This is a genomic window from Sphingomonas sp. PP-CC-3A-396 (genome assembly GCF_004343105.1).
Taxonomy (GTDB): Bacteria; Pseudomonadota; Alphaproteobacteria; order Sphingomonadales; family Sphingomonadaceae; genus Sphingomonas.
Genome location: NZ_SLYF01000001.1, coordinates 792084 through 813361 on the forward strand (window position 1 = coordinate 792084; position 21278 = coordinate 813361).

The following is a 21278-nucleotide window of genomic DNA, read 5'->3' on the forward strand; positions in this document are numbered from 1 at the left end:
AACAAAGGGTGCGCGGTCCGCTCGCCTCGCAGATGCTGGGAGGAATGCCGCCCCCTCCGTCACCCCGGCGGAGGCCGGGGCCCACCTTTCCGCATACCCAGTTCGATCGGATGTGCGGAACGGTGGATGCCGGAACGAACCCGACATGACGGGGCGATAACTACAGACGTAGCTAGGGCAGAACTGGACGGCGCGTCGCTTAGTCCAGTTCGAGGATCACCTGATCCACCGCGAGACTATCACCCGTCTTCGCGGCAACCGACTTCACCGTCCCCGTCTTCTCGGCGCGGAGGATGTTCTCCATCTTCATCGCCTCGACCACGGCCAGCGGCTGCCCCGCCTCGACCTTGTCACCGGCCGCGACGTCGAGCCGCACCAGCAGCCCTGGCATCGGGCAGATCAGGAACTTCGACAGATCGGGCGCGACCTTCTCGATCAGGTGCGCGGTGTACGGCGCGACGCGGGCGGGCAACACGCGCGCGACGTGGCTTGCGCCGCGGGTCGTGAGCTTGAAGCCGGCGCGGGCCTTGGCGATGCGGATCGTCAGGTGCTCGTCGCCGTCGATCCCATGGCCGTCCGCGACGACCATGCGGTCGCCGGGCGTGTATTCGAGCGCAAGATCGAGGTCTTCGCCATCGACCATGATGCCGTCGGTCGAGACGGTCACCGCGTGGTCGGTCTTGTCGATCGTCACCACCCAATCCGCCGGCGGGCGAAGGCGCTTGCCGAGCTGGCCGTCGATACGGCGCGCACGATCGGCTTCCGCGGTGGCGGCGAAGGCGGCGACTGCGGCGAGCGTCTTGAGGAGTTCGGCGTTGGCGGGGGCGCCGTGGAAGCCCTCGGGATATTCCTCGGCGATGAACCCCGTCGTGAGTGCGCCCGACTGGAAGCGCGGGTGCTGCATGATCGCCGAGAGGAAATCGATGTTGTTGCCGGGGCCTTCGAGCTCGAACGCGTCGAGTGCGGCGATCTGCGCGGCGATCGCACCGTCTCGCGTTGGGGCCCAGGTGATGAGCTTGGCGATCATCGGGTCGTAGAACATGCTGACCTCGCCGCCCTCGCGGACGCCGTAGTCGACACGGACTCGGGGTTCCGCGGCGGTGCCGTGTCCCCCGGAACCGATCCCATCCGCCTCCATAATGTCCGTCACCCCAGCGGAAGCTGGGGTCTCCCCGTTCGAGCCGCCTGCTCCATTACCGGGATACCCCAGCTTTCGCTGGGGTGACGGGGTTTGGAGGGGCGAAGTCTCGGGCGGGTTGTACCGAACCAGCCGCCCGATGCTCGGCAGGAACCCGCGATACGGGTCCTCGGCATACACCCGGTTCTCGATCGACCAGCCGTTGAGCTTCACGTCATCCTGCGTGAACCCGAGAGGCTCCCCAGCCGCAACACGAATCATCAGTTCGACCAGATCAAGCCCGGTGATCTCCTCCGTCACCGGATGCTCGACCTGCAGCCGGGTGTTCATCTCGAGGAAGTAGAACCCCTCCCCCGTCGTGTCCGCGCCCGAGACGATCAGCTCGACCGTCCCCGCCGAATAATAGCCGACCGCCTGCGCCAGCGCGACCGCCTGCTCGCCCATCGCCTTGCGCATCTTGGGCGTCACGAACGGCGACGGCGCCTCCTCGACGACCTTCTGGTGGCGCCGCTGGATCGAGCATTCGCGCTCGTTGAGATAGACGATGTTGCCGTGCTGATCGCCGATCAGCTGGATCTCGATATGACGCGGGCTCTCGATGAACTTCTCGATGAACACGCGGTCGTCGCCAAAGCTGGCGAGCCCCTCGCGCTTGGTCGCCTCGAAGCCTTCGCGGACGTCCTGTTCGCTATAGGCGAGCCGCATGCCCTTGCCGCCGCCGCCCGCCGACGCCTTCATCATCACCGGATAGCCGATGCCGCCGGCGATCTCGACCGCGTGATCGGTGCTGTCGATCTCGCCGAGATAGCCCGGCACGACGTTGACGCCCGCGGCCTTGGCGAGCTTCTTCGATTCGATCTTGTCGCCCATCGCGGCGATCGCGTTGGGTGGCGGCCCGACGAAGGCGATCCCGGCCTCGGCGCAGGCCAGCGCGAAACTCTCGCGTTCGGAGAGGAAGCCGTAGCCCGGATGGATGCAGTCCGCGCCGGTTTCCTTGGCCGCGAGCAGGATCAGCTCGGCCTTGAGATAGCTTTCGGCGGCAGGCGCGGGCCCGAGTCGCACGCTCTCGTCGGCCATCAGCACATGCGGCGCGCGCGCGTCGGCGTCGGAATAGACCGCGACGGTCTTGATGCCCATCGCCTTGGCGGTCCGCATGACGCGGCACGCGATCTCGCCCCGATTGGCGACCAGGATTTTCTTGAACATCACTCGCCCTACTCTGTGCCGTCTTGCCGGACGCGGTCCGGGTGCGGACTGGTTATTGGTACCACATCATCGTCTTGAGCTGCTTCGTGCGCGCTTGCGTCAGGTCGGTCCGGCACCCGGCAATCGTCATGCCCTGAGCCGAACCGCCGGCATATTGCCCGCCTTCGATCACGCACTGCGTATCGCGGAACTTGAGCCACGCGCGCTGGCTCTCCAGCAGCGCCGCGGCATAGCCGAACCCGCCGCCACGCGACCCATCCTGCGCATCGCGGCCCTTCATATAGGCGTAGGTTCGCTTCCACTGCGCAGTCATCGCCGCATCCGCCCGCGCATAACTCGTACCGGCCGACGCGTTCATCGTCGCCTGCGACTGCATCGGAGCAGCCGCGGTCATGAGAAGTGCGATCAGCAGCATGTCTTGGCCTCCCGCATAGGCTCCGCGCCGACCATCGGCTTCATCCCCAGCTTCGCCAGCAGCGTCGCGTCAGCGCTGTCGCCCGCGTTGCCGGTGGTGAGCAGCTTGTCGCCGGTGAAGATCGAGTTCGCGCCCGCCATGAAGCAGAGCGCCTGGGTTGCCTCGGACATGCTCTCGCGCCCCGCAGACAACCGCACCATGCTCAGCGGCATCGTGATCCGCGCGACGGCGACCGTCCGGACGAACTCGATATCGTCGATCTGTGCCATCGGCGTGCCGGCGAGCATGTCGCCGAGCGGCGTGCCCTTGACCGGGACCAGCGCGTTGACCGGCACGCTCTCGGGATGGCGCGGCAGCGTGGCGAGCGCGTGGACGAAGCCGACGCGGTCGCTGCGCGTCTCGCCCATCCCGACGATCCCGCCGCAGCAGACCGAGATCCCCGCGTCACGCACGTTCGCCAGCGTCTCCAGCCGATCGCCGAAGGTGCGCGTGGTGATGACGTTGCCGTAATTCTCCGGCGAGGTGTCGATGTTGTGGTTGTAGTAATCGAGGCCGGCGTCGGCGAGCTGCTTGGCCTGATCCGCGTTGAGCATGCCGAGCGTCATGCACGTCTCCAGCCCCATCGCGCGGACGCCTTCGACCATCGCGACAACCTTCGGCATGTCGCGCGGCTTCGGGTTGCGCCACGCGGCACCCATGCAGAAACGCTGCGAGCCGGCGGCCTTGGCTTGGGCTGCGTCGGCAAGGACGGCGTCGACGTTCATCAGCTTTTCCGCCTTCAGGCCGGAGTCGGACGAGGCCGACTGCGAGCAATAGCCGCAATCCTCGGGACAGCCGCCGGTCTTGATCGACAACAACGTACAGAGCTGGACTTCGCCGATCGCGTGGTGCGCGCGGTGGACGGTCTGCGCGCGGAACATCAGTTCGTCGAATGGGAGGTCGAACAGCGTGGCGATCTCGGGCCGGGTCCAGTCGGTGCGGGCAACGGGAGCATCGCGCACCAGGCTCGGAGCCACGGCATGTGCGAGAGTACGGAGGAGGGTATCGGTCATTCGGCGGCTTCCTCTTGCGGGGCCATGTTGTGGCCGAGGAGTTTCAACACGTCCTCGGCGGCCTGGATCAGGTTGGTGCCGGGGCCGAAGATCGCCTGGACCCCGGCATCGCGCAGCGCCTGATAGTCCTGTGCGGGGATAACGCCACCCGCGATCACCTTGATATCCGCGCGGCCCGCCTCGCGGAGATAGCCAATCAGTTCGGGGATCAGCGTCTTGTGGCCGGCGGCGAGTGACGAGGCGCCGACGATGTCGACGTCCTTTTCGAGCGCGAGCGCGGCGGCTTCGGCGGGGGTCTGGAACAGCGGGCCGGGGACGATCTCGAAGCCCAGATCGCCGAACATCGACGAGACGAGGTTGGCGCCGCGGTCGTGGCCGTCCTGGCCCATCTTGGCGACGAGCATGCGGGGTTTGCGGCCCATGCGCCGCTCGGTAGCTTCGACGCCGTCGGTGAGGCGGGTCCAGCGTGCGTCGTCCTCGTACGCGCCGCCGTAGATGCCGGACACGGGGGTCGGCTGCGTGCCGTAGCGGCCGAACACGTCCTCCATCGCGGACGAGATTTCGCCGAGCGTGGCGCGGGCACGGGCGCAGTCGACCGCGAGCGCGAGGAGGTTGGTCTCAAATCCTCCCCGGTCCGGGGAGGTGTCGGTCGCAGGCTGACGGAGGGGGGCTTCCTCGGGCGTATCCGTTTGTGGGACGCCCCCTCCACCATCCTGCGGATGGTCCCCCTCCCCTTGCAGGGGAGGATTTCCGCGTCGCGCACCTTCTCGGAGAGCATCGAGTGCGGCTTGGCACGCCGCCTCGTCGCGCGTGGCCTTTACGCGGTTGATGCGTTCGATCTGGCCGGCGCGCACCGCGACATTGTCCACGTCGAGGATCTCGATCGCGTCCTGCTCGGCGAGCTTGTATTTGTTGACGCCGACGATGACGTCCTCGCCGCGATCGACCCGCGCCTGGCGGCCGGCGGCGGCTTCCTCGATCATTGCCTTGGGCCAGCCTGCCGCGACTGCCTTCGCCATGCCGCCTTCGGACTGGATCCGCTCGATCAGGCTCCACGCGCCGTCGACCAGCGACTGCGTCAGGCTCTCGATATAATAGCTGCCGCCGAGCGGATCGACGACCTTGGTCATCCCCGTCTCTTCCTGGATCACGATCTGCGTGTTGCGTGCGATCCGCGCCGAGAAGTCGGTCGGCAGCGCGATCGCCTCGTCGAGCGCGTTGGTGTGAAGCGACTGCGTGCCGCCCAGCATCGCCGCCATCGCCTCGATCGTGGTGCGCATGACGTTGTTGTACGGGTCCTGCTCGGTAAGCGAGACGCCGCTCGTCTGGCAATGCGTGCGGAGCATCTTCGAACGCTCGTCCTGCGCGCCGAGCTGCGTCATCGCGCGGTGCCAGAGGACGCGGGCGGCGCGGAGCTTGGCGATCTCCATGAAGAAGTTCATGCCGATCGCGAAGAAGAACGACAGGCGCCCGGCGAACTTGTCGATGTCGAGGCCTGACGCGACGCCGTATTTCACATATTCCATGCCGTCGGCGATCGTGAAGGCGAGCTCGTGGAGCTGCGTCGCTCCTGCCTCCTGCATGTGATAGCCGCTGATCGAGATGCTGTTGAACTTGGGCATCTCGCGGCTGGTGTAGCCGAAGATGTCCGAGATGATCCGCATGCTCGGCTCGGGCGGGTAGATGTAGGTGTTGCGGACCATGAACTCCTTGAGGATGTCGTTCTGGATGGTCCCGTCGAGCAGCTTTCGGTCGACGCCCTGCTCCTCGCCCGCGACGATGAAGAAGGCGAGGATCGGGATGACCGCGCCGTTCATCGTCATGCTGACCGACATCTTGTCGAGCGGGATGCCGTCGAAGAGGATCTTCATGTCCTCGACCGAGTCGATCGCGACGCCCGCCTTGCCGACGTCGCCGGTGACGCGGGGGTGGTCGCTGTCGTAGCCGCGGTGCGTGGCGAGATCGAACGCTACCGACAGGCCCTTCTGGCCGGCGGCGAGGTTGCGGCGGTAGAACGCGTTCGAGGCTTCGGCGGTGGAGAAGCCGGCGTATTGGCGGATCGTCCAGGGGCGGCCGGCGTACATCGACGCGCGGACGCCGCGGGTGAAGGGGGCGAAACCGGGGAGGCCGGGGTCCGTGGTGACGTCTTCCGCGGTGTAGAGGGGTTGGACGTCGATGCCCTCGGGGGTCGGCCAAGTGAGGTCGGCGCCTTTGACTTCCTTGGCGGCGAGCGCCTGCCAGTCGGCGAGGGTGGGGGTGGATTCAGGCTTGTCGGTCATGCGAAGAACACCACCCCGGCGGAGGCCGGGGCCCAATTGGAAAGGTCGAAGTAATTGAGCGCAGCACCAGCCAATGGGGCGTTGCCCAATTGGGCCCCGGCCTTCGCCGGGGTGGTGTTTGAGGCATTCGGCCGCACGGTCATCGCCCCGTGAACACCGGCTTGCGCTTTTCGAGGAACGCACGACCGCCTTCCATCGAGTCCGCCGAGCCCCGCGCGTCGCGCTGGTTCGCCGCTTCGGCCTGCATCGCGGTCGCGTAGTCCGTCTCGTATGCGGCCGTGATCGCCCGGCGCATCAGCCCGAGCGCCACCGTCGGCATCGCCGCCAGCCGCTCGGCCAGCGCGAACGCCTCGGCATCGAGCGCGTCGTCCGCGACGACCTTGTGCACCATCCCCCAGTCGAGTGCCTTCGCCGCCGGCACCCGCTCGCCGAGCATCATCATTTCCGTCGCCCGCGCCTTGCCGATCAGTCGCGGCAGCATCCAAGACGCGCCGCCGTCCGGCACCAGCCCGATATTAACGAACGCCTGGAGGAAATACGCGGTCTCGCTCGCCACACAGAAATCGGCGGCGAGCGCGAGGCTGCACCCGATCCCCGCCGCCGGCCCGCGCACCGCGCTCACCACCGGCACCGACAGCTCGGCGATCGCAGCCATCGTCGGGTTATAGCTCCCGGTCAGCGCCGCGAACGTCGCCTCGCCCGGATTGTCCGAACCGAGCGCCCCGCCTCCGACATCCGCCCCCGAACAGAACGCGCGCCCCGCGCCCGCGATCAGCACCGCCCGCGCACCATCCAGGTCACCGAGCGCCGCGCGCAATTCTTCGAACATAGCCGGGGGCGCGGCATTCAGCCGGTCGGGCCGGTTCAGCGTCAGCACCAGCACGTCGCCGCGCCGCTCGCTCAGGATATGCTCGTACGCGGCCATCAGATCTCTCCTAGTGCGCGCCGGTGTCGCCCGGCGTCTCCATCAACTCGACCAGCATGCCGCCAAAGTCCTTCGGGTGCACGAACACGATCGGCGTGCCATGCGCGCCGATCCGCGGCTCGCCCAGCACGGTTGCCCCCTTCGCCTTCAGGTCGGCGACCGCCGCATGAATATCCGCCACTTCGAAACACACATGATGCTGACCGCCCGCCGGATTCTTGCGCAGGAAGCCGGCGATCGGCGAACTCTCGTCATACGGCTCGATCAGCTCGATCTGCGTGTTCGGCGCATCGATGAAGCACACTTTCACGCCCTGCGCCGGCAGGTCGAACGGCTCGCCGATCGCGGTCGCGCCGAGCAGCAGGCGATACGTCTCGACCGACTTCGCGATAGACGGCGTCGCGACCCCGACATGATTGAGCCGGCCTAGCGTCGCCGTCATCCTTCGATCCTCGGGCTGTCGGACGTGCGGCGGGCCATTGCGGCGCCTTCGATCAACCCTTCGATGCGGCTGACGCGTTCGCGCAAGGCGACATGGCTGTCGGCAAGACGCGCGAGCCCCGCACTCAGCCCCGTGAGTTTCGCGTCGAGCCCATCGAGCCGCTCCTGATAGGTCAGCAACGCCTTGATGACGCCGAACGCCTTTTCGGTCGCGCTCATGCGGCGTGGCTCATCGGGACTGGATCGCCCGCCAGCGCACGATCGATCGCTTCCAGCGCGCGGTCGATCGACTGCTCCATCGAATCGATCTTCGCATGCCACTGCGGCAGCATCGCCTCGATCTCCGGCAGGATCAGCGCGAACGCCTTCTCATCCTCCCCGTCGGCGCGATCCTCCGCCGCGAGATATCGCGTCGAAGCTTCCCGGAGGACATGGCCGACGGATTTACCATTGCTGGCAGCAAAGGCATCGAGCGCTGCCTTATGATCGGGGGAGGTCAAAAACGTCACGCGTTCGGTCTGCATGTCACGACTCCTTATCATGACATGATAATGTGCGGACGATCGCGACACAACGCGTCATTCCGCTGGCTCCGCGGTGGGCTTGGCCGGCACCGGCGGGACGACGCCGAGTGTATAGCCACAGACGCCGAGCACCTGCCGGATCATCGCATCACCGGTCGGCGCGACGAAGTTTGCCTGTACCGCAAAGCTGGCGCCGTTGGTCGTCTCGACCCGCACCGTCTTCGATTTCACCAGGAAACTGGTCAGCTTGGTGATCGCCGCGGGATCGGCGATGTACGTACCGGTCCCCGGAAACTGCCAGTTATAGGTGAATGCCGGCCCACCATCGAAGCGCACCGCAACCAGCTTGTCGGCGCCCGACCCGAGCGGTTGCGGCTGGATGAACTGGATCGACACGATCGGCTCGGAGGCGACGTCGCACTTCACGACGAAGCGCGAGAGGCCGTCGTTACCGGTGACCGAAGCCGAGATGCTGCGCACGCCCGCCGAATTTGTGCGGTCGGCAAGCTTCCAGATTGGCGTGGGCGTGGGCGAAGTGGCTTGCAGGAGCAGGAGAAACGCGAGCATCAAACCTCCGTCCCCGTAGACGTCATTACCCCAGCAGAGGCTGGGACCTCAATCCGCAAGCCCGTCCCCTGCGACCCGAGTCCCTGGCTTTCGCCGAGTCGACGCGTCAAGGACTGGTCCACGTGACGTACCGGGTCACAGCGGGATGTTATCATGCTTCTTCCACGGATTCTCCAGCGCCTTGCCGCGGAGCTTCCGTAGGCCCAGCGCGATGCGGCGGCGCGTCGAGTGCGGCTGGATCACTTCGTCGATGAAGCCCTTCGACGCGGCAACGAACGGGTTGGCGAACCGCGCCTCGTATTCCGCGGTGCGCTCCGCGATCTCTTCCGGCGTTTTCCCGCGGAAGATGATCTCGACTGCGCCCTTCGCGCCCATCACCGCGATCTCGGCGGTCGGCCATGCATAGTTCAAGTCGCCGCGCAGATGCTTCGACGCCATCACGTCGTACGCGCCGCCATACGCTTTGCGCGTGATGACGGTGATCTTGGGCACGGTCGCCTCGGCATAGGCGAACAGGAGTTTCGCACCGTGCTTGATGATGCCGTTATGCTCCTGCGCGGTGCCGGGCAGGAAGCCGGGGACGTCGACGAAGGTCACGATCGGGATCTCGAACGCGTCGCAGAAGCGCACGAACCGCGCCGCCTTCTTCGACGAATTGATGTCGAGCACGCCGGCGAGCACCATCGGCTGGTTCGCGACGAAGCCGACCGTGCGGCCCTCGATGCGGCCGAAGCCGGTGATGATGTTGGCCGCGTGCGCCGGCTGCGTCTCGAAGAAATCGCCTTCGTCGACGGTCTTCCGGATCAGCTCGTGCATGTCGTATGGCTGGTTCGCCGACGCCGGGATCAGCGTGTCGAGGCTCTCCTCGATCCGGTCCCATTCGTCCGCGGTCGGCCGCTCGGGCACGCCGTCGCGGTTCGACGCGGGCAGGAAATCGAAGAAGTCGCGCGCCGCAAGCAGCGCTTCGATGTCGTTCTCGAACGCGTTGTCGGCGACCGACGTCTTGGTCGTGTGAGTGACGGCGCCGCCGAGCGCCTCCTGCGTGACGACCTCGTTCGTCACGGTCTTGACCACGTCGGGGCCGGTGACGAACATGTAGCTCGAATCCTTCACCATGAAGATGAAGTCGGTCATCGCGGGGCTGTAGACCGCGCCGCCCGCGCACGGCCCCATGATCAGCGAGAGCTGCGGCACGACGCCCGAGGCGAGCGCGTTGCGCTGGAACACCTCGGCATAGCCGCCGAGCGAGGCGACGCCCTCCTGGATGCGCGCGCCGCCGCTGTCGTTGAGGCCGATCACAGGCGCGCCGACCTTCATCGCGCTGTCCATCACCTTGCAGATTTTCTGCGCGTGGCGTTCGCTGAGGGAGCCGCCGAATACGGTGAAATCCTGGCTGAAGACAAAGACGAGGCGGCCATTGATCGTGCCCGAACCGGTGACCACGCCGTCGCCGGGGATAACCTGGTCCTGCATGCCGAAATCGACGCAATTGTGCTCGACGTACATGTCGAGCTCCTCGAACGATCCCTCGTCCAGCAGCACGTCAAGGCGCTCCCTTGCGGTGAGCTTCCCCTTGGCGTGCTGCGCTGCGATCCGCTTTAGGCCGCCACCCACTCTTGCGGCTTCGCGGCGGCGTTCAAGCTCTTCGATCGTCGATGACATCGTCTCTCCGTCCTGCTGGTTGCCTTCACAGAGCGGGATGCGATGCGCAAATGCAATGTTGCAAACTTGTCCGAGGCATGTTTGCAAACTAGGCGGGGATATGACCCTGCCCGCACGTCGCCTCTTCGTCGGACACCGCCTGCGCGACCTGCGCCGCGTGCTCGGGATCAGCCAGGCGGCGATGGCCGCGCGGATCGGCCTGTCGGTGAGTTACCTCTCGCAGATCGAGAATGGCGACCGCCCAGTGACCGAGGGCGTGCTGATCACGCTCGCGCGGGAGTTTCCGGCGGATTGGGGGAGCATCGACGCGGCGGACGATACCGCGTTGCTGATCGCGACTCTGGAGGCTGTTTCGGATACGAGCGTCGAGGCGCCTGCGCTCGACGAGATCGCGGTGCGGCGGGCGGTGAAGCACCAGCCGCTGTTGGCGCAACGGCTCGTCGCAATGCACGATGCGTATCGGCGCGCGCAGGAGCAGTTGCGCGCGCTCGACGACCGGTTGGTGGCGGGGTCCGGGGCGCCTGGGTTGCTGCCATGGGAGGACGTGCGCGACTGGTTTCACGCGGCGGGCAATTATGTCGATGCGCTCGATCGGCGGGCGGAGGAGATCGGCGAGACGCTGGGGGCGGATCGCGTGGCAGCGCTTGAGGCAAGGCTCGCGGTCCGCGGAGTTTCGGTGGCGATCTCGGGCGCGCTCGCCGCACCGTTGCGCGATTATGACGGTGCGACCTTGCGGCTCGACGGGTCGCAGCCAGGGGAGACCACCTTGTTCTCGCTGGCGCATCAGGTCGCGCGGCACGAGTTCGGCGCCGTCATCGGCGGGATCGTCGCGGCATCGGAGATGGCGTCGGAGACGGCGCGCGCACTGCTGACGGCGGGGCTGACCAACTACGCGGCCGGGGCGATCGTCATGCCCTATACGCGCTTTCGGACGGAGGCGCGGAGCGTGCGTCATGACATCGACCGGCTACGGCGGATCTTCGGGACGAGTTTCGAGCAGACGTGTCACCGGCTGTCGACGTTGCAGCGACCGGGAGCGCTGGGCATCCCGTTTTTCTTCTGCCGCGTCGACATGGCGGGGAACATTACGAAGCGGCACTCCGCCACGCGGTTGCAGTTCGCGCGGTTCGGGGGGGCGTGTCCGTTGTGGATCGTCCATGAGGCGGTGGCGATTCCGGACCGGATCCTGACGCAGCTGATCGAGACGACCGACGGCATCCGCTATGTCTCGATGGCGAAGGGGCTGGTGAAACCGTCCGAGACGTACACGCGACCGGCGCGGCGCTATGCGGTGGCGCTCGGGTGCGAGGAGGCGAACGCATCGGAGTTCATCTATGCGGATGCGCTGGGGACGGGCGGGATCGCGACGCCGATTGGGTCTTCGTGTCGCGTCTGTTTGCGGACGGACTGCGACCAGCGGGCGTTTCCACCGGCGGCGAGTGGGATACGGGTCGATCCGGACCGGCGTGGGGCGGTGCCGTACGAGGTAATTTAAAGAAGACTACCGCCTGCTGTACCACCCCGGCGAAGGCCGGGGCCCAATTGGGGGAGAGCGATGACAAAGGACTGCGAGCCGTTACTTCCGACGTTCCAACTGGGCCCCGGCCTCCGCCGGGGTGGTAAGTCCGCGGGGGTGGTGGTCGCAATCAGGCCGCCGCCGGATCCTTCGGGAAGAAATGCTCGACCACGCTGTTCGCCAGCCGCGACGGCCTAAGCGTCTCCGCATCGAGGCAGCACCAGCTCGACTTCACTTCGGCGAGCACATCCTCGCCGCGCTTGATGATCGTCTCGTAGAATGCGCGCGCGCCCTGGACCTTCTCGAGCAAAACCGTCGCGATGACGTCGTCGTCCAGGAACGCCGGCTTGCGGTAGGTAATCTCGTGTTTCAGCGCGACCCACAGGTGCCCGGCCACCGCCTCGGCCGGCGCGAGGCGCTGCCAATGGTCGATCACCGCGGCCTGGACCCACTTCAGATAGTTCGCGTTGTTGACGTGACCCATGAAGTCGATGTCGTCCGGCTCTATGCCGATGGCGTAGGTATGGGGAATCGCTGTTGTCACGCGTAATATATAGCACGCGAACCTGAACATAGCGATGACGGCCCGGCCGCTCCGCCGATAAAAGACATCGACGGAACGGTGATCAGGCGGGGATGTCGACGTCGTGCCCCGGTAGCGTCTCGCCCGGCCCTTGGGCGAAGCGAACCGCGACGAGATGCGTGCCGGGTTTCGCGAACAGACCCTGAGCGAGTTCGACAGGAACACCTGGGTGGATCGTCATGTCGCCGACGACGACCGCGGAACTCTTGGCATGGCTGGCCCGCACCGCATGATGCTCGCGCTTTTCGACGGTGCGGGTCTGATCGGCCATGCCCTTGATGATACCCTCGATCGTCTCCTGCTCGTTCGGCTAGATCGTCTCGATGGCGTCGCTGTAGCGCAGACAGGTCATGTAACCCTCATTTACCCTTGGCGGCGCCAGGGACGAACGAGAACAGCTCGGTACGAAGCGATGCTGGTGCCCCCGGCTTGAACCAGCTCGTGTCCTGGATGTGGCTCGCGGTCACGTAGATGCGGCCATCCGCGCCTTCGGAGAAGGTGTCGGGCCAGCGCAGGCGCGGATCGGTCAGCACCGGCTCGACATGATCGCCGACCAGCCGGGTGATGCCATTGTCGGTGGGTGACGAGATATAAAGAACCCCCGCCTTGCTCATCCACAGGCCGTCGGCGACGTGCGTCTGTGCCACCGTCTTCACGCCCGCCGCGCGGTCCGTCTCGCTGACGCCGTCGCGCAGCAACGCGGTGTCGATCGCATACAGCGTCTTGCCGGTGAGCGCCTGGTAGTAGAGCGTCTTGCCGTCGTTGGAGATCGCGATGCCGTCGGCGGCAAAGGCCGGCTGGCGATTGTCGGGGCGGACGAGCGGCTTGCCGTCGGTCATCACCGTCACGCTCTTGTCGATCTGCGTCGACCCGTGCCCATCGAGCGCGCGGAAACCCTTGCCGGTTTCGAGATCAATGACGATGATCGCACCGCGTGTGCCCGAGTCCGTGATGTACCCGGTCCGGCCATCGGGCGAAAAGCGGATGTCGTTGAGGTAGGTGCCCTGCAACGCGACGTCGAGCGGCACCTTGATGACCTTCGTCACGCGGTTCGTCGCCAGATCGATCTTGACCAGCTTGGGCGCGCCTTCGAGGATCTTCTCGTTGCCGGGCGCGCCGGGATCGAGCACCCAGAGATTGCCGTGGCCATCGGGCACGATCGACTGCACGCAGACGAAATAATCGCCGACCGGCATCTCGTTCGAGTTGGCGTTGCGCCAGCTGTTCCACTTGGCATCCGGATAGGCCTTCAGCGACCCGTCCTTCATCACTTCGGCGACCGAGATCGGCGCGTCGTCGGTCCAGCGCGGGAAATTGACGAAGCGGCGGCCGTCGGCGGTGACTGCGACGCCGGTCGCCTGGTGATCGAACTGCGCGACTTGCGTCAACGCGCTGGCACCGCGCGGCCGGGCCTGCGCGACGCCGATCGCGGCGGCGGCGATCACCGCGATTGCAGCAGCGCCGGCGAGAAAGGGCTTGGTCTTGGACATCAAAAGGCTCCGGTCAACGGTATCGGAAAGATCGGCAGGGGTGCCGGTGAAAAGCTGGATCAGGTGGCGGGCGACCGCGCGCGGGTTTTCGCGCTGGGGGAAATGGCCGACGCCGGACAGTTCGACAAAGGCGAACGGACCGACGAATTTGCTCGGCACCGCCTTGCTGGCGGAGGGTGGATTCACGCCATCGACCGCACCCTGGATATAGATCGCCGGCAACGCCAGCGTCTCGGTCGCCTTCACCTTGTCCTCGAGCCACTGGCTGCGGGGATCGGGCTCGGCTTCGTCCCACCGCGCACGGTAGCTGTGCAGCGTGACGTCGACCCAATCGGGCGTGTCGAAGGATCGCGCGACCCGCTGAAACGTCGCCTCGTCGAACCAGCCCCGCGGCGACCAGTTCTCCCAGTGGATATGCGCGAACCCCTTGCGGTCGTCGCGGACCGATTGCGCACCACGCGCGGTCGCCATGAACCAGTGATACCATTGCCGTTGCGCCTGCGCGAACGGCGGCGTCGGCATCCCGCCGAGACGCGGTGGCGTGGCCAGCATCGCCAGTCGCGCGACCCGGTCCGGCCAGCCGACCGCGAGCGCTTCGGCGGTATTCGAGCCCCAGTCATGTCCCGCGATCATGAACCGTTCGATGCCAAGCGCATCCATCAGCGCGATCATGTCCATCGCCAGCACCGCGCTGTTGCCCGTCCGCGGCGTCTCCGCAGCCAGGAACCGGGTCTCGCCGAAACCGCGCAGCGTCGGCACGATGGTGCGCAAGCCGGCAGCATGGAGCATCGGCAGGACCGCGTCCCAGGTCGAGCCATCGTCGGGCCAGCCATGGATCAGCAGCACCGGCTGTCCCGCGCGCGGGCCCGTATCGGTATAGGCGATCGCCAGCGTGTCGGTGGTGATGATCGGCATGTCAGTGCGCCTCAACGTGCGTGCAGGACTCGGGTTTCGGCATCATGCGCCATGCTCCGTACGTGCGCAGGGTTGGCCATCGCGGCGTCATGCGCGCGCCGCCAGCTTGGCCCCGGCCGCGGTCGCCAGGCCAAACCCGACATGGTTCAGCGTGTGCAGGCCGATCGTGCTCGAATCCGCGTCCCATTCGGGAGGCTTGACGCCCAGCAACGGCCCTACCAGCCAGTGCATCGCCCCGTAAAACGCCAGGCCGAAACCGATCCCGGACACCAGCACGTCGCTGTCCTCGTCGGTCGCCGCGGCATAGACGATCGCCGCGCCCGCGGAGAGCAGCAGATGCCCGCCCTGCACGATCGCCTGCTCGCCCGACGTCGCCAACCGATCCGCCGGGGGAGTCGCCAGCCCGAGCTTGCGCGCGGTCGTCCGTTCGAGATTGACGAGTTCCGACGGTGTCCCGGTCGTCTTCTCGCCGCGCATCAGCAAGGCCGTGATCGCCAGCCCGGCAACGAGCCCACCGGCTACCGCGCCCATGGTCCGTCGGGTGCTCATGCGTCGTCTCCCCGGTCGTCGGGCAGGCTTTCCTCGCGGCCGGGCACCGACATGTCATAGGCATTGAGCAGCAGCGAGACGAGGCAATAGCCGCCGACCAGATAGATCAGTTCGGCGGTGCGCTCTTCACCGAATGCGGCAACCGCACGCCGGTAGGTGGTCGCCGGGAGTTGGCGGCCGCCGGCCAGCGTGACCGCGACGTCGTAGGCGGCGGCCTCTTCCTCGGTCAGGTCGGCAGGACGCTGGCCCGCGGCGATCGTCGCGACCTTTGCATCACTCAAGCCGACAGCGGCCCCCACCCGCTCATGTGCGTACAGTTCGTACCGCGAATTGAACGCCGCACCCGTGACGAGGATCGCAACCTCATGCGCGGGCTTGGGTAGCGTCGCGTTGTCGATCAGCGCCTTGGTATAGGTCCACGCCGCGCGACCAAAGGCGGGGAAGCGCAGCATCGGGGCGAACGGCCCGATCAGGGCGCCGTCGTCCCGGCGCGACACGAAGCCCTTGAGATGCTCGGCGATGTAGGCGCCCATCTCGTCGTGCAACGGACGAAGCTCGGCGGGCATGTCCGCGGGCGGAAACGGCGCGGCGCGCATCAGCCCTGTCCCGCCCCGGCGTCGCGCGCGACCGGCTCGTGATAGGGGCATCCGTTGGTGCGCGCACGAAAGTCGGCCGAATGGCGATACGTGTCCTTGCGGACGCGGTTGATGTTGCCCAGCGGGCGATGCGCGGCGATGCCGGTCCACACGCTGAAGCGGCTTTCCTCGTTGATGCGACGGACATGATCGTCGCTCCAGCTATCCTGTGCCGCCGCGCGCACCGTGCCGACGCGCAGGAACGGCGCATCCTGCTCGTCCCATTGCACGGTCGCGTCCTCGACCGGCTGCGCGTCGAGATCGCGGCATAGCTGGACCCGGAATTCCCATTCGAGATCCATGCCGCGCACCTCGGCACGGACCTCCTCGCGGATCGCGTTCTCGCGCCCGTCGACGTCGATCTCCTTGCCGGTGAGCGCGGTCATGTCCGGTGCGACCGGCGCCAAGCTGAACTTGGCGATATAGTCACCGTACCGGAACGCGGTGGCGCTATAATAGGTATCGCCAAGCGGCTCCGAATTGGGCGCACCGCCAAGCGAGTTCAGCGCGCTCGGCAATTCGCCGCCGACCGCTTCGAGAGCATGCCGGACCCCGCGCAACACCGCGGAGGCAACCGTCTTGGTGCCCTCCATACGGTCCGTCGTTCTGGCAAGAAGCTTCAAATTGCCGAGAAACTTTTCCGCGGTCTTGGCCTGGAACACCGGGCCGTTGACCATGACGAAATCCTGCGCGCTGCCCTCGGCGCCCGGCAGTCGCTCACCCTCGACATCGAAGACCTTCATCGCCAGGCCACGTGGCAGGCTGATGACGTCGGGCAGGATATCGCCCGCGTTGGTCGAGAGACGGATCAGCACCTTGTGCGCACCCGGCGTGGCGAACAGTCCCTGCGCCAGCTCCGCGGGCAGGTTCGCATCGACCGTCAGTTCACCCTCGAGCAGTCCGTGCGACTTGGCATGGACCGACCGAACCGCATGGCCGTAATCCTCCGCGGTGCGCTCGAGGATGATATCGAACGCGTCGTTGAGCTTGGCGACGGTCGCCTGCTCGTCGTCCTGCTCCTGCTCGACGTCGGCGCTATAGCGGATCGGTCCGTTGACCATGTCTTTGCCTTTCAGTGATCATGATGATGACAGGACGCGCCGGCGCCGACGCGTCCTGTCTGCTGGTCTTATCGGTTGGCCTCAGCGCTTGCGCGGGGCGCCGGCAAACGCTGCCTTCAGCCGTGCAACCGCTAGGTCGTTGGCGTCCTTTGCGCCGCGCACCACCTTCGCCATCCCGAAGAACTCATGCGTCACGCCGGGGAAGGTCCGCTGTTCGACCCGGTCCCCTGCCGAACGCATCGCCTGCGCCAGCGTCTCGCCGTCGGAGCGCAGGGGATCGATCTGCGCGTTGATGATCGTGGTCGGCGGCAGGCCACGCAGATCGGCGGCAACGAGGTTCAGCCGGGGATCCTGCGCATCGGCCTTGCTCGACTGATAATAATAGCCAAACCATTGCAGCATCGCGGCGTTGAGCGGTTTGGCATTCGCGGAATCGCGGCGCGACGGCAACGACGCATCGTTGTTCGCGATCGGATAGACCGAAACGATGTGCAACGGCATCGTCAGGCGGTTGTTGCGTGCGTAGATCGCGGTCGCGACCGCCAGATTGCCGCCAGCGCTTTCACCCGCGATCGCGATCTTCGCGGGATTGCCACCCCATGACGCGGCATTCGCCAACGTCCAGCGATACGCGGCGGCGGCATCGTCATGCTGCGCCGGGAATTTGAACTCTGGCGCGTGCCGGTATTCGACCGATACCACGATCGCGTTGAGCGCCTTGGCCATCGCCCGCGGGGCTGCGTCATAGGTATCGACGTCTGCGATCACCCAGCCACCGCCATGATAATAGACCAGTACCGGCAGGCGCGCTGCCCGCGCGCCATTTGCGGAAGGGGCGGTCGCGGGCTTGTAGATCCGGGCGAACTGCTTGGGATCGGCACCGTAGGGAATGTCCTGCGTCGTCACGCTCTGGTCGGGCGTGGTCGGCATGCCCTTGCTCGCCATCACGGCCTTGGCGCCGTCCGCTGCCGACGGCTGTTGGCGTGCCTCTGCCGGCGTGAGCGTCTCGATTGGCTTGCCGCCGAGTGCCGCGAGTGCATCGAGCACCTGTTGCATGTCGGGCGCGGCCTTTGCGGGCTGCGTCGCGGTTGCGGCGGGCGGTGGTGGTGGCGGTGCGGAAATCGACCGCGGCGACTGCGCGATGGCGCCACCAGCAGTCAACACCAGCGACGATGCGAAGACGCTACGGGCGAGCGTCTGCTTGAGGGAAAGGGTCATGGGGCCTCCTGTTATCTAGAGGCAGCAACCCCGGTCTTGACACAATGGTTGCGGTACGGAACCGGACACAGCCCCGATCCCTTTGAGGAGCGGGCCTTTTTCCGGGAAGCAGCGATGACGTGGAATGTATTGGGAACCGCCGAACCCGATGTGTTGATCGAGCACATCCAACAGGGCGATACCAAGAACCTGTTGCTGCGCAGCCTGAGCACCCACGACTTCGCGCTGCTCGCACCGCATTTGACCCGCGTGCCGTTTTCGATCGGCGATACCCTGTCGCATGCAGGGGATGTGATCGACAGCCTGTGCTTTCCAGAAGAGGGGATCGCCGGAGTGCTCGACGCGCTCGAAGGCGAGCATCGCTATGCCGTCGGGTTGATCGGTGCCGAAGGGTGCATCGGCTGGCCGTTGCTGCTCGGCACGACACGATCGCCCTATGACGTGGTGATGCGGGCGGAACGCGGCGAGGCTTTGCGGATTTCGGCCGAGCGCTTCGTTACGCTCGCCGAGCAGAGCACCACGCTGCGCCTGTCGCTGTTGCGGTTCGTCAACGTCTTCATGATCCAGATGGGACGGACGATCGTCTCGTCGCTCGCGCATTCGATCGAGCGGCGCATGGCACGCTGGATCCTGCTTTATCACGATCGCGTCCGCGACGACGACATCTGCATGACCCATGAGGAGTTTCGACTGATGCTTGGCGTCCGCCGGAGCAGCATCACCGATGCGCTCCACCGGCTCGAGGAGGAACAGGCGATCCGGGCGGTCCGCGGCCGCGTGATCGTTCGCGACCGCGCCAAGTTGATGCTGCTCGCCGCGGACACCTATGGCCATGCGGAGGCCGAATATCGGCGCCTGCTGGGGGAATGACCCAGGGCTTCGCTCCAGTTCCCCCGCGCTATCGACGGGAGACGCCAACCGAGGGGGCTTCGAGTCGACGAGCAACCCCCGACTCCGCCCCCTCCCCGGCCTCAGTAGGTCTTCGCGCTCGTGTCCGCCAATGCCTGTCGCAAGGGCCATCCCTGCGACGCGTCGTTCGCGATCAAGCGACGCACGGCGGTCTGCGAACCGACCTGATTATAGTGACCGGCATCGAAATATAGCAGCCCGTCGTCGGCGCTCTCGACGATACAGCGCCGTTTGGGGCACATCGCCTTGAGCGGCGAAAGATAGGTGAACCCGATCGCCTTCGCCTGTGCCGCGAGTTCCCGATCGTTTTTCCACAGGCGCGGTTCGATGGTTCGTGCCAGCAGTCCCGGATCGCTTCGCCTGACGCTCTCCGCCATGATCCGGGGCACCGGCATGGAATATTCCGGGGTCGGCCCCATGACGACCAGCGCGATGCCCTTGCTCGCAAGCCGATCATGCAGCCGTTTCAGCGCGGGAATATCCAATCGGATCCAGCGCCAGATCACGAGCACCGCGTCGGGCCGCGCGATATCCAGGTCGCGGACCAGCACCTGGTGCATCAGGTCGTCGCACACGCGACCGGTCGGCTGCGGATCGAGCGGCATCTCACAGCCGAACACGACCGCAGTTTGGAAATGCACCTGTGGCAGTACCACCGATAACCCACGCCACATCATCGATGCATGGCTGTCTCCCACCAGCAGCCAATTGGACTTGCCCTGTTCCCGCGCGAGACATGGGATCTTGTCGAAGTCGCCAACGCTGCTTTGATTGGTGAGAAAGCAGTTCGCCTTGGGCTTTGGCATCGATCCGGACTGCCCCCCGGCGCTTGCTATCGCCAGAACCGTGGGGGAAAATCGTTCCGGCAGGCCGCCGGTCGCCAGGATACCGACCTGCAACAGCGCTGCGATAGCGATCAGCCCGCCGCACCATGCGCCCAGTCGGCGTGGTGCCATCTTGCCGCGAAAGGGGCCTTCGATGAATTTCCAGGACGCAAATCCGAGGATCGCCGTCACGATCAGAACGATGACCGCGTCCCGTATCAGCAGTTTGCCGATCAGTCGGTGCTGGCGGTAGAGAACGATGACCGGCCAGTGCCAGAGATACAGCGAATAGGACGCCAGGCCGATATAGCGCGCCGGGGAAACGCTCAACCCGCGATGCACCATCGTCGATGTGCCCTGACCGGTGATCAGAACCAGCGCCGCCCCCAGGCAGGCCGGCACGACGACCAGCCCCGGAAATCCGTGCTCGGGCCGCACCAGCAGGAGGGAGGCGGCGATCATACCCAGCCCTGCCGCGGCGGAGGCCATGCGCATCAACGGCCGGGATGTCAGCCAGTCCCCCCGCATCTGCGATGCGAGGACGCCGACCATCAATTCCCACCACCGGCTAGGCAGAAGATAGAATGCCGCTGCGGCGTTCGTCCGGACATAGGCGATGCTTACCGCCAGCGAGAGCAGCGCCGTCACCGTCATGATCGGCACCAGCCATCGCTTCCACCGGGAATGCGCGATCAGCAACGGCAGGAACGGAAATACCAGGTAGAATTGTTCTTCGACACCCAGCGACCAGGTATGCAGCAACGGCAAGGTTGCGCTGTCGGCCGCGAAATAGTCCGATGTGAAATAGAAGAATATGTTGCCGACACACGCCAGCGCCGCCAGCGCACTGGTCGCGAAACTCGCCAACTCCTGGGGATAGAGCGGGATCGTCGAGACCAACGTGGTGGCGATGATCATCACCACGAACGCCGGCGCGATCCGGCGCAGGCGCCGCAGATAGAAATCGCCAAAGGTGAACCGCCGCGCCGCAACGCTGGCAAGGACGATCCCGCCGATCAGATATCCCGATATGACGAAGAAGATATCGACACCCAACCCGCCCGCCGGGAAGCGGGTCGGGAACAGATGATAGATGATGACCGCAATAACCGAGATCGCGCGCAGACCATCGATGTCGCCCCGATATGGCGTGGCATGAACCGGCGCAGTCGTCGCCCGGTCCGATCCTAGATCCGAACCGTCACGCTGTCCCGATCGTCCATGTACGACAAACGCCGCCCCCGCCTGCATATTTCTCTCCCCCGGCGGCGGGTTAGGGTCAGGACCCATTGATATGAGAGGCGCGATCTGATTCAGGCTCCGTGAGGAGAGCGTGGATGAGCGACCTGTACTGGCTGACGGATGAGCA

Annotated in this window: 20 protein-coding genes; 2 read left to right on the plus strand and 18 right to left on the minus strand. The window is 66.0% G+C overall.

Features of this window, described 5'->3' with window-relative positions:
- Window positions 1-199: 199 nt before the first annotated feature.
- From C8J40_RS03605 to C8J40_RS03650, 10 genes are all read right to left on the minus strand, one after another.
- On the minus strand, window positions 200-2344 hold the full coding sequence (locus C8J40_RS03605) for an acetyl/propionyl/methylcrotonyl-CoA carboxylase subunit alpha (RefSeq protein ID WP_132895787.1): 2145 nt from the start codon (window positions 2342-2344) through the stop codon (window positions 200-202).
- 52 nt (window positions 2345-2396) lie between these two features.
- Window positions 2397-2759, minus strand: a complete 363-nt coding sequence (locus tag C8J40_RS03610; RefSeq protein WP_132895788.1) for a lysozyme inhibitor LprI family protein — start codon at window positions 2757-2759, stop codon at window positions 2397-2399.
- A complete protein-coding gene (gene bioB, locus C8J40_RS03615; protein WP_132895789.1) occupies window positions 2750-3811 on the minus strand; it encodes a biotin synthase BioB in 1062 nt (353 codons plus the stop codon). The genes C8J40_RS03610 and bioB overlap by 10 nt, the downstream gene beginning before the upstream one ends.
- On the minus strand, window positions 3808-6090 hold the full coding sequence (gene scpA / locus C8J40_RS03620; RefSeq protein WP_132895790.1) for a methylmalonyl-CoA mutase: 2283 nt from the start codon (window positions 6088-6090) through the stop codon (window positions 3808-3810). The genes bioB and scpA overlap by 4 nt, the downstream gene beginning before the upstream one ends.
- A 139-nt stretch (window positions 6091-6229) precedes the next feature.
- The gene (locus tag C8J40_RS03625) at window positions 6230-7015 is read right to left on the minus strand and encodes an enoyl-CoA hydratase-related protein (protein WP_132895791.1); all 786 of its coding nucleotides are present in this window, start codon (window positions 7013-7015) and stop codon (window positions 6230-6232) included.
- 10 nt (window positions 7016-7025) lie between these two features.
- The gene (gene mce, locus C8J40_RS03630) at window positions 7026-7457 is read right to left on the minus strand and encodes a methylmalonyl-CoA epimerase (protein WP_132895792.1); all 432 of its coding nucleotides are present in this window, start codon (window positions 7455-7457) and stop codon (window positions 7026-7028) included.
- Entirely contained in the window at window positions 7454-7675 is a 222-nt protein-coding gene (locus tag C8J40_RS03635; protein WP_132895793.1) for a hypothetical protein, read from the minus strand. The genes mce and C8J40_RS03635 overlap by 4 nt, the downstream gene beginning before the upstream one ends.
- Window positions 7672-7980, minus strand: a complete 309-nt coding sequence (locus C8J40_RS03640) for a hypothetical protein (RefSeq protein ID WP_132734811.1) — start codon at window positions 7978-7980, stop codon at window positions 7672-7674. Before C8J40_RS03640 ends, C8J40_RS03635 begins: the two co-directional genes overlap by 4 nt.
- Before the next feature lie 54 nt (window positions 7981-8034).
- The gene (locus tag C8J40_RS03645) at window positions 8035-8547 is read right to left on the minus strand and encodes a hypothetical protein (RefSeq protein WP_132895794.1); all 513 of its coding nucleotides are present in this window, start codon (window positions 8545-8547) and stop codon (window positions 8035-8037) included.
- Between the two features lie 135 nt (window positions 8548-8682).
- Window positions 8683-10209 (minus strand): acyl-CoA carboxylase subunit beta, encoded by a 1527-nt coding sequence (locus C8J40_RS03650; protein WP_132895795.1) that lies wholly within the window; start codon window positions 10207-10209, stop codon window positions 8683-8685.
- Between the two features lie 100 nt (window positions 10210-10309).
- On the opposite strand from C8J40_RS03650, the gene C8J40_RS03655 reads away from it, so the two are divergent.
- Window positions 10310-11704 (plus strand): helix-turn-helix transcriptional regulator, encoded by a 1395-nt coding sequence (locus C8J40_RS03655; protein ID WP_132895796.1) that lies wholly within the window; start codon window positions 10310-10312, stop codon window positions 11702-11704.
- A gap of 151 nt (window positions 11705-11855) precedes the next feature.
- Here C8J40_RS03655 and C8J40_RS03660 read toward each other — a convergent pair whose 3' ends face one another.
- The 7 genes from C8J40_RS03660 to C8J40_RS03690 form a co-directional block, all read right to left on the minus strand.
- Window positions 11856-12269 carry a thioesterase family protein gene (locus C8J40_RS03660; RefSeq protein ID WP_132734819.1) on the minus strand — a complete coding sequence of 138 codons (414 nt, stop codon included), beginning with the start codon at window positions 12267-12269 and terminating at the stop codon, window positions 11856-11858.
- Window positions 12270-12351: 82 nt separating this feature from the next.
- On the minus strand, window positions 12352-12579 hold the full coding sequence (locus C8J40_RS03665) for a hypothetical protein (RefSeq protein WP_207901128.1): 228 nt from the start codon (window positions 12577-12579) through the stop codon (window positions 12352-12354).
- Window positions 12580-12667: 88 nt separating this feature from the next.
- Entirely contained in the window at window positions 12668-14713 is a 2046-nt protein-coding gene (locus C8J40_RS03670) for an L-dopachrome tautomerase-related protein (RefSeq protein ID WP_132895797.1), read from the minus strand.
- A gap of 87 nt (window positions 14714-14800) precedes the next feature.
- The gene (locus tag C8J40_RS03675; protein ID WP_132895798.1) at window positions 14801-15262 is read right to left on the minus strand and encodes a hypothetical protein; all 462 of its coding nucleotides are present in this window, start codon (window positions 15260-15262) and stop codon (window positions 14801-14803) included.
- On the minus strand, window positions 15259-15858 hold the full coding sequence (locus C8J40_RS03680; RefSeq protein WP_165911352.1) for a 4-carboxymuconolactone decarboxylase: 600 nt from the start codon (window positions 15856-15858) through the stop codon (window positions 15259-15261). The genes C8J40_RS03675 and C8J40_RS03680 overlap by 4 nt, the downstream gene beginning before the upstream one ends.
- A complete protein-coding gene (locus C8J40_RS03685) occupies window positions 15858-16958 on the minus strand; it encodes a catalase family protein (RefSeq protein WP_132895799.1) in 1101 nt (366 codons plus the stop codon). The genes C8J40_RS03680 and C8J40_RS03685 overlap by 1 nt, the downstream gene beginning before the upstream one ends.
- A gap of 81 nt (window positions 16959-17039) precedes the next feature.
- A complete protein-coding gene (locus tag C8J40_RS03690) occupies window positions 17040-18176 on the minus strand; it encodes an alpha/beta hydrolase (RefSeq protein WP_132895800.1) in 1137 nt (378 codons plus the stop codon).
- Between the two features lie 114 nt (window positions 18177-18290).
- Between C8J40_RS03690 and C8J40_RS03695 the strand changes: the two genes are divergently transcribed.
- Window positions 18291-19046, plus strand: a complete 756-nt coding sequence (locus C8J40_RS03695; RefSeq protein WP_132895801.1) for a Crp/Fnr family transcriptional regulator — start codon at window positions 18291-18293, stop codon at window positions 19044-19046.
- Between the two features lie 101 nt (window positions 19047-19147).
- Here the strand turns inward: C8J40_RS03695 and C8J40_RS03700 are convergent, their stop codons facing one another.
- On the minus strand, window positions 19148-21160 hold the full coding sequence (locus tag C8J40_RS03700) for an acyltransferase family protein (RefSeq protein ID WP_165911353.1): 2013 nt from the start codon (window positions 21158-21160) through the stop codon (window positions 19148-19150).
- Window positions 21161-21278: the final 118 nt, after the last annotated feature.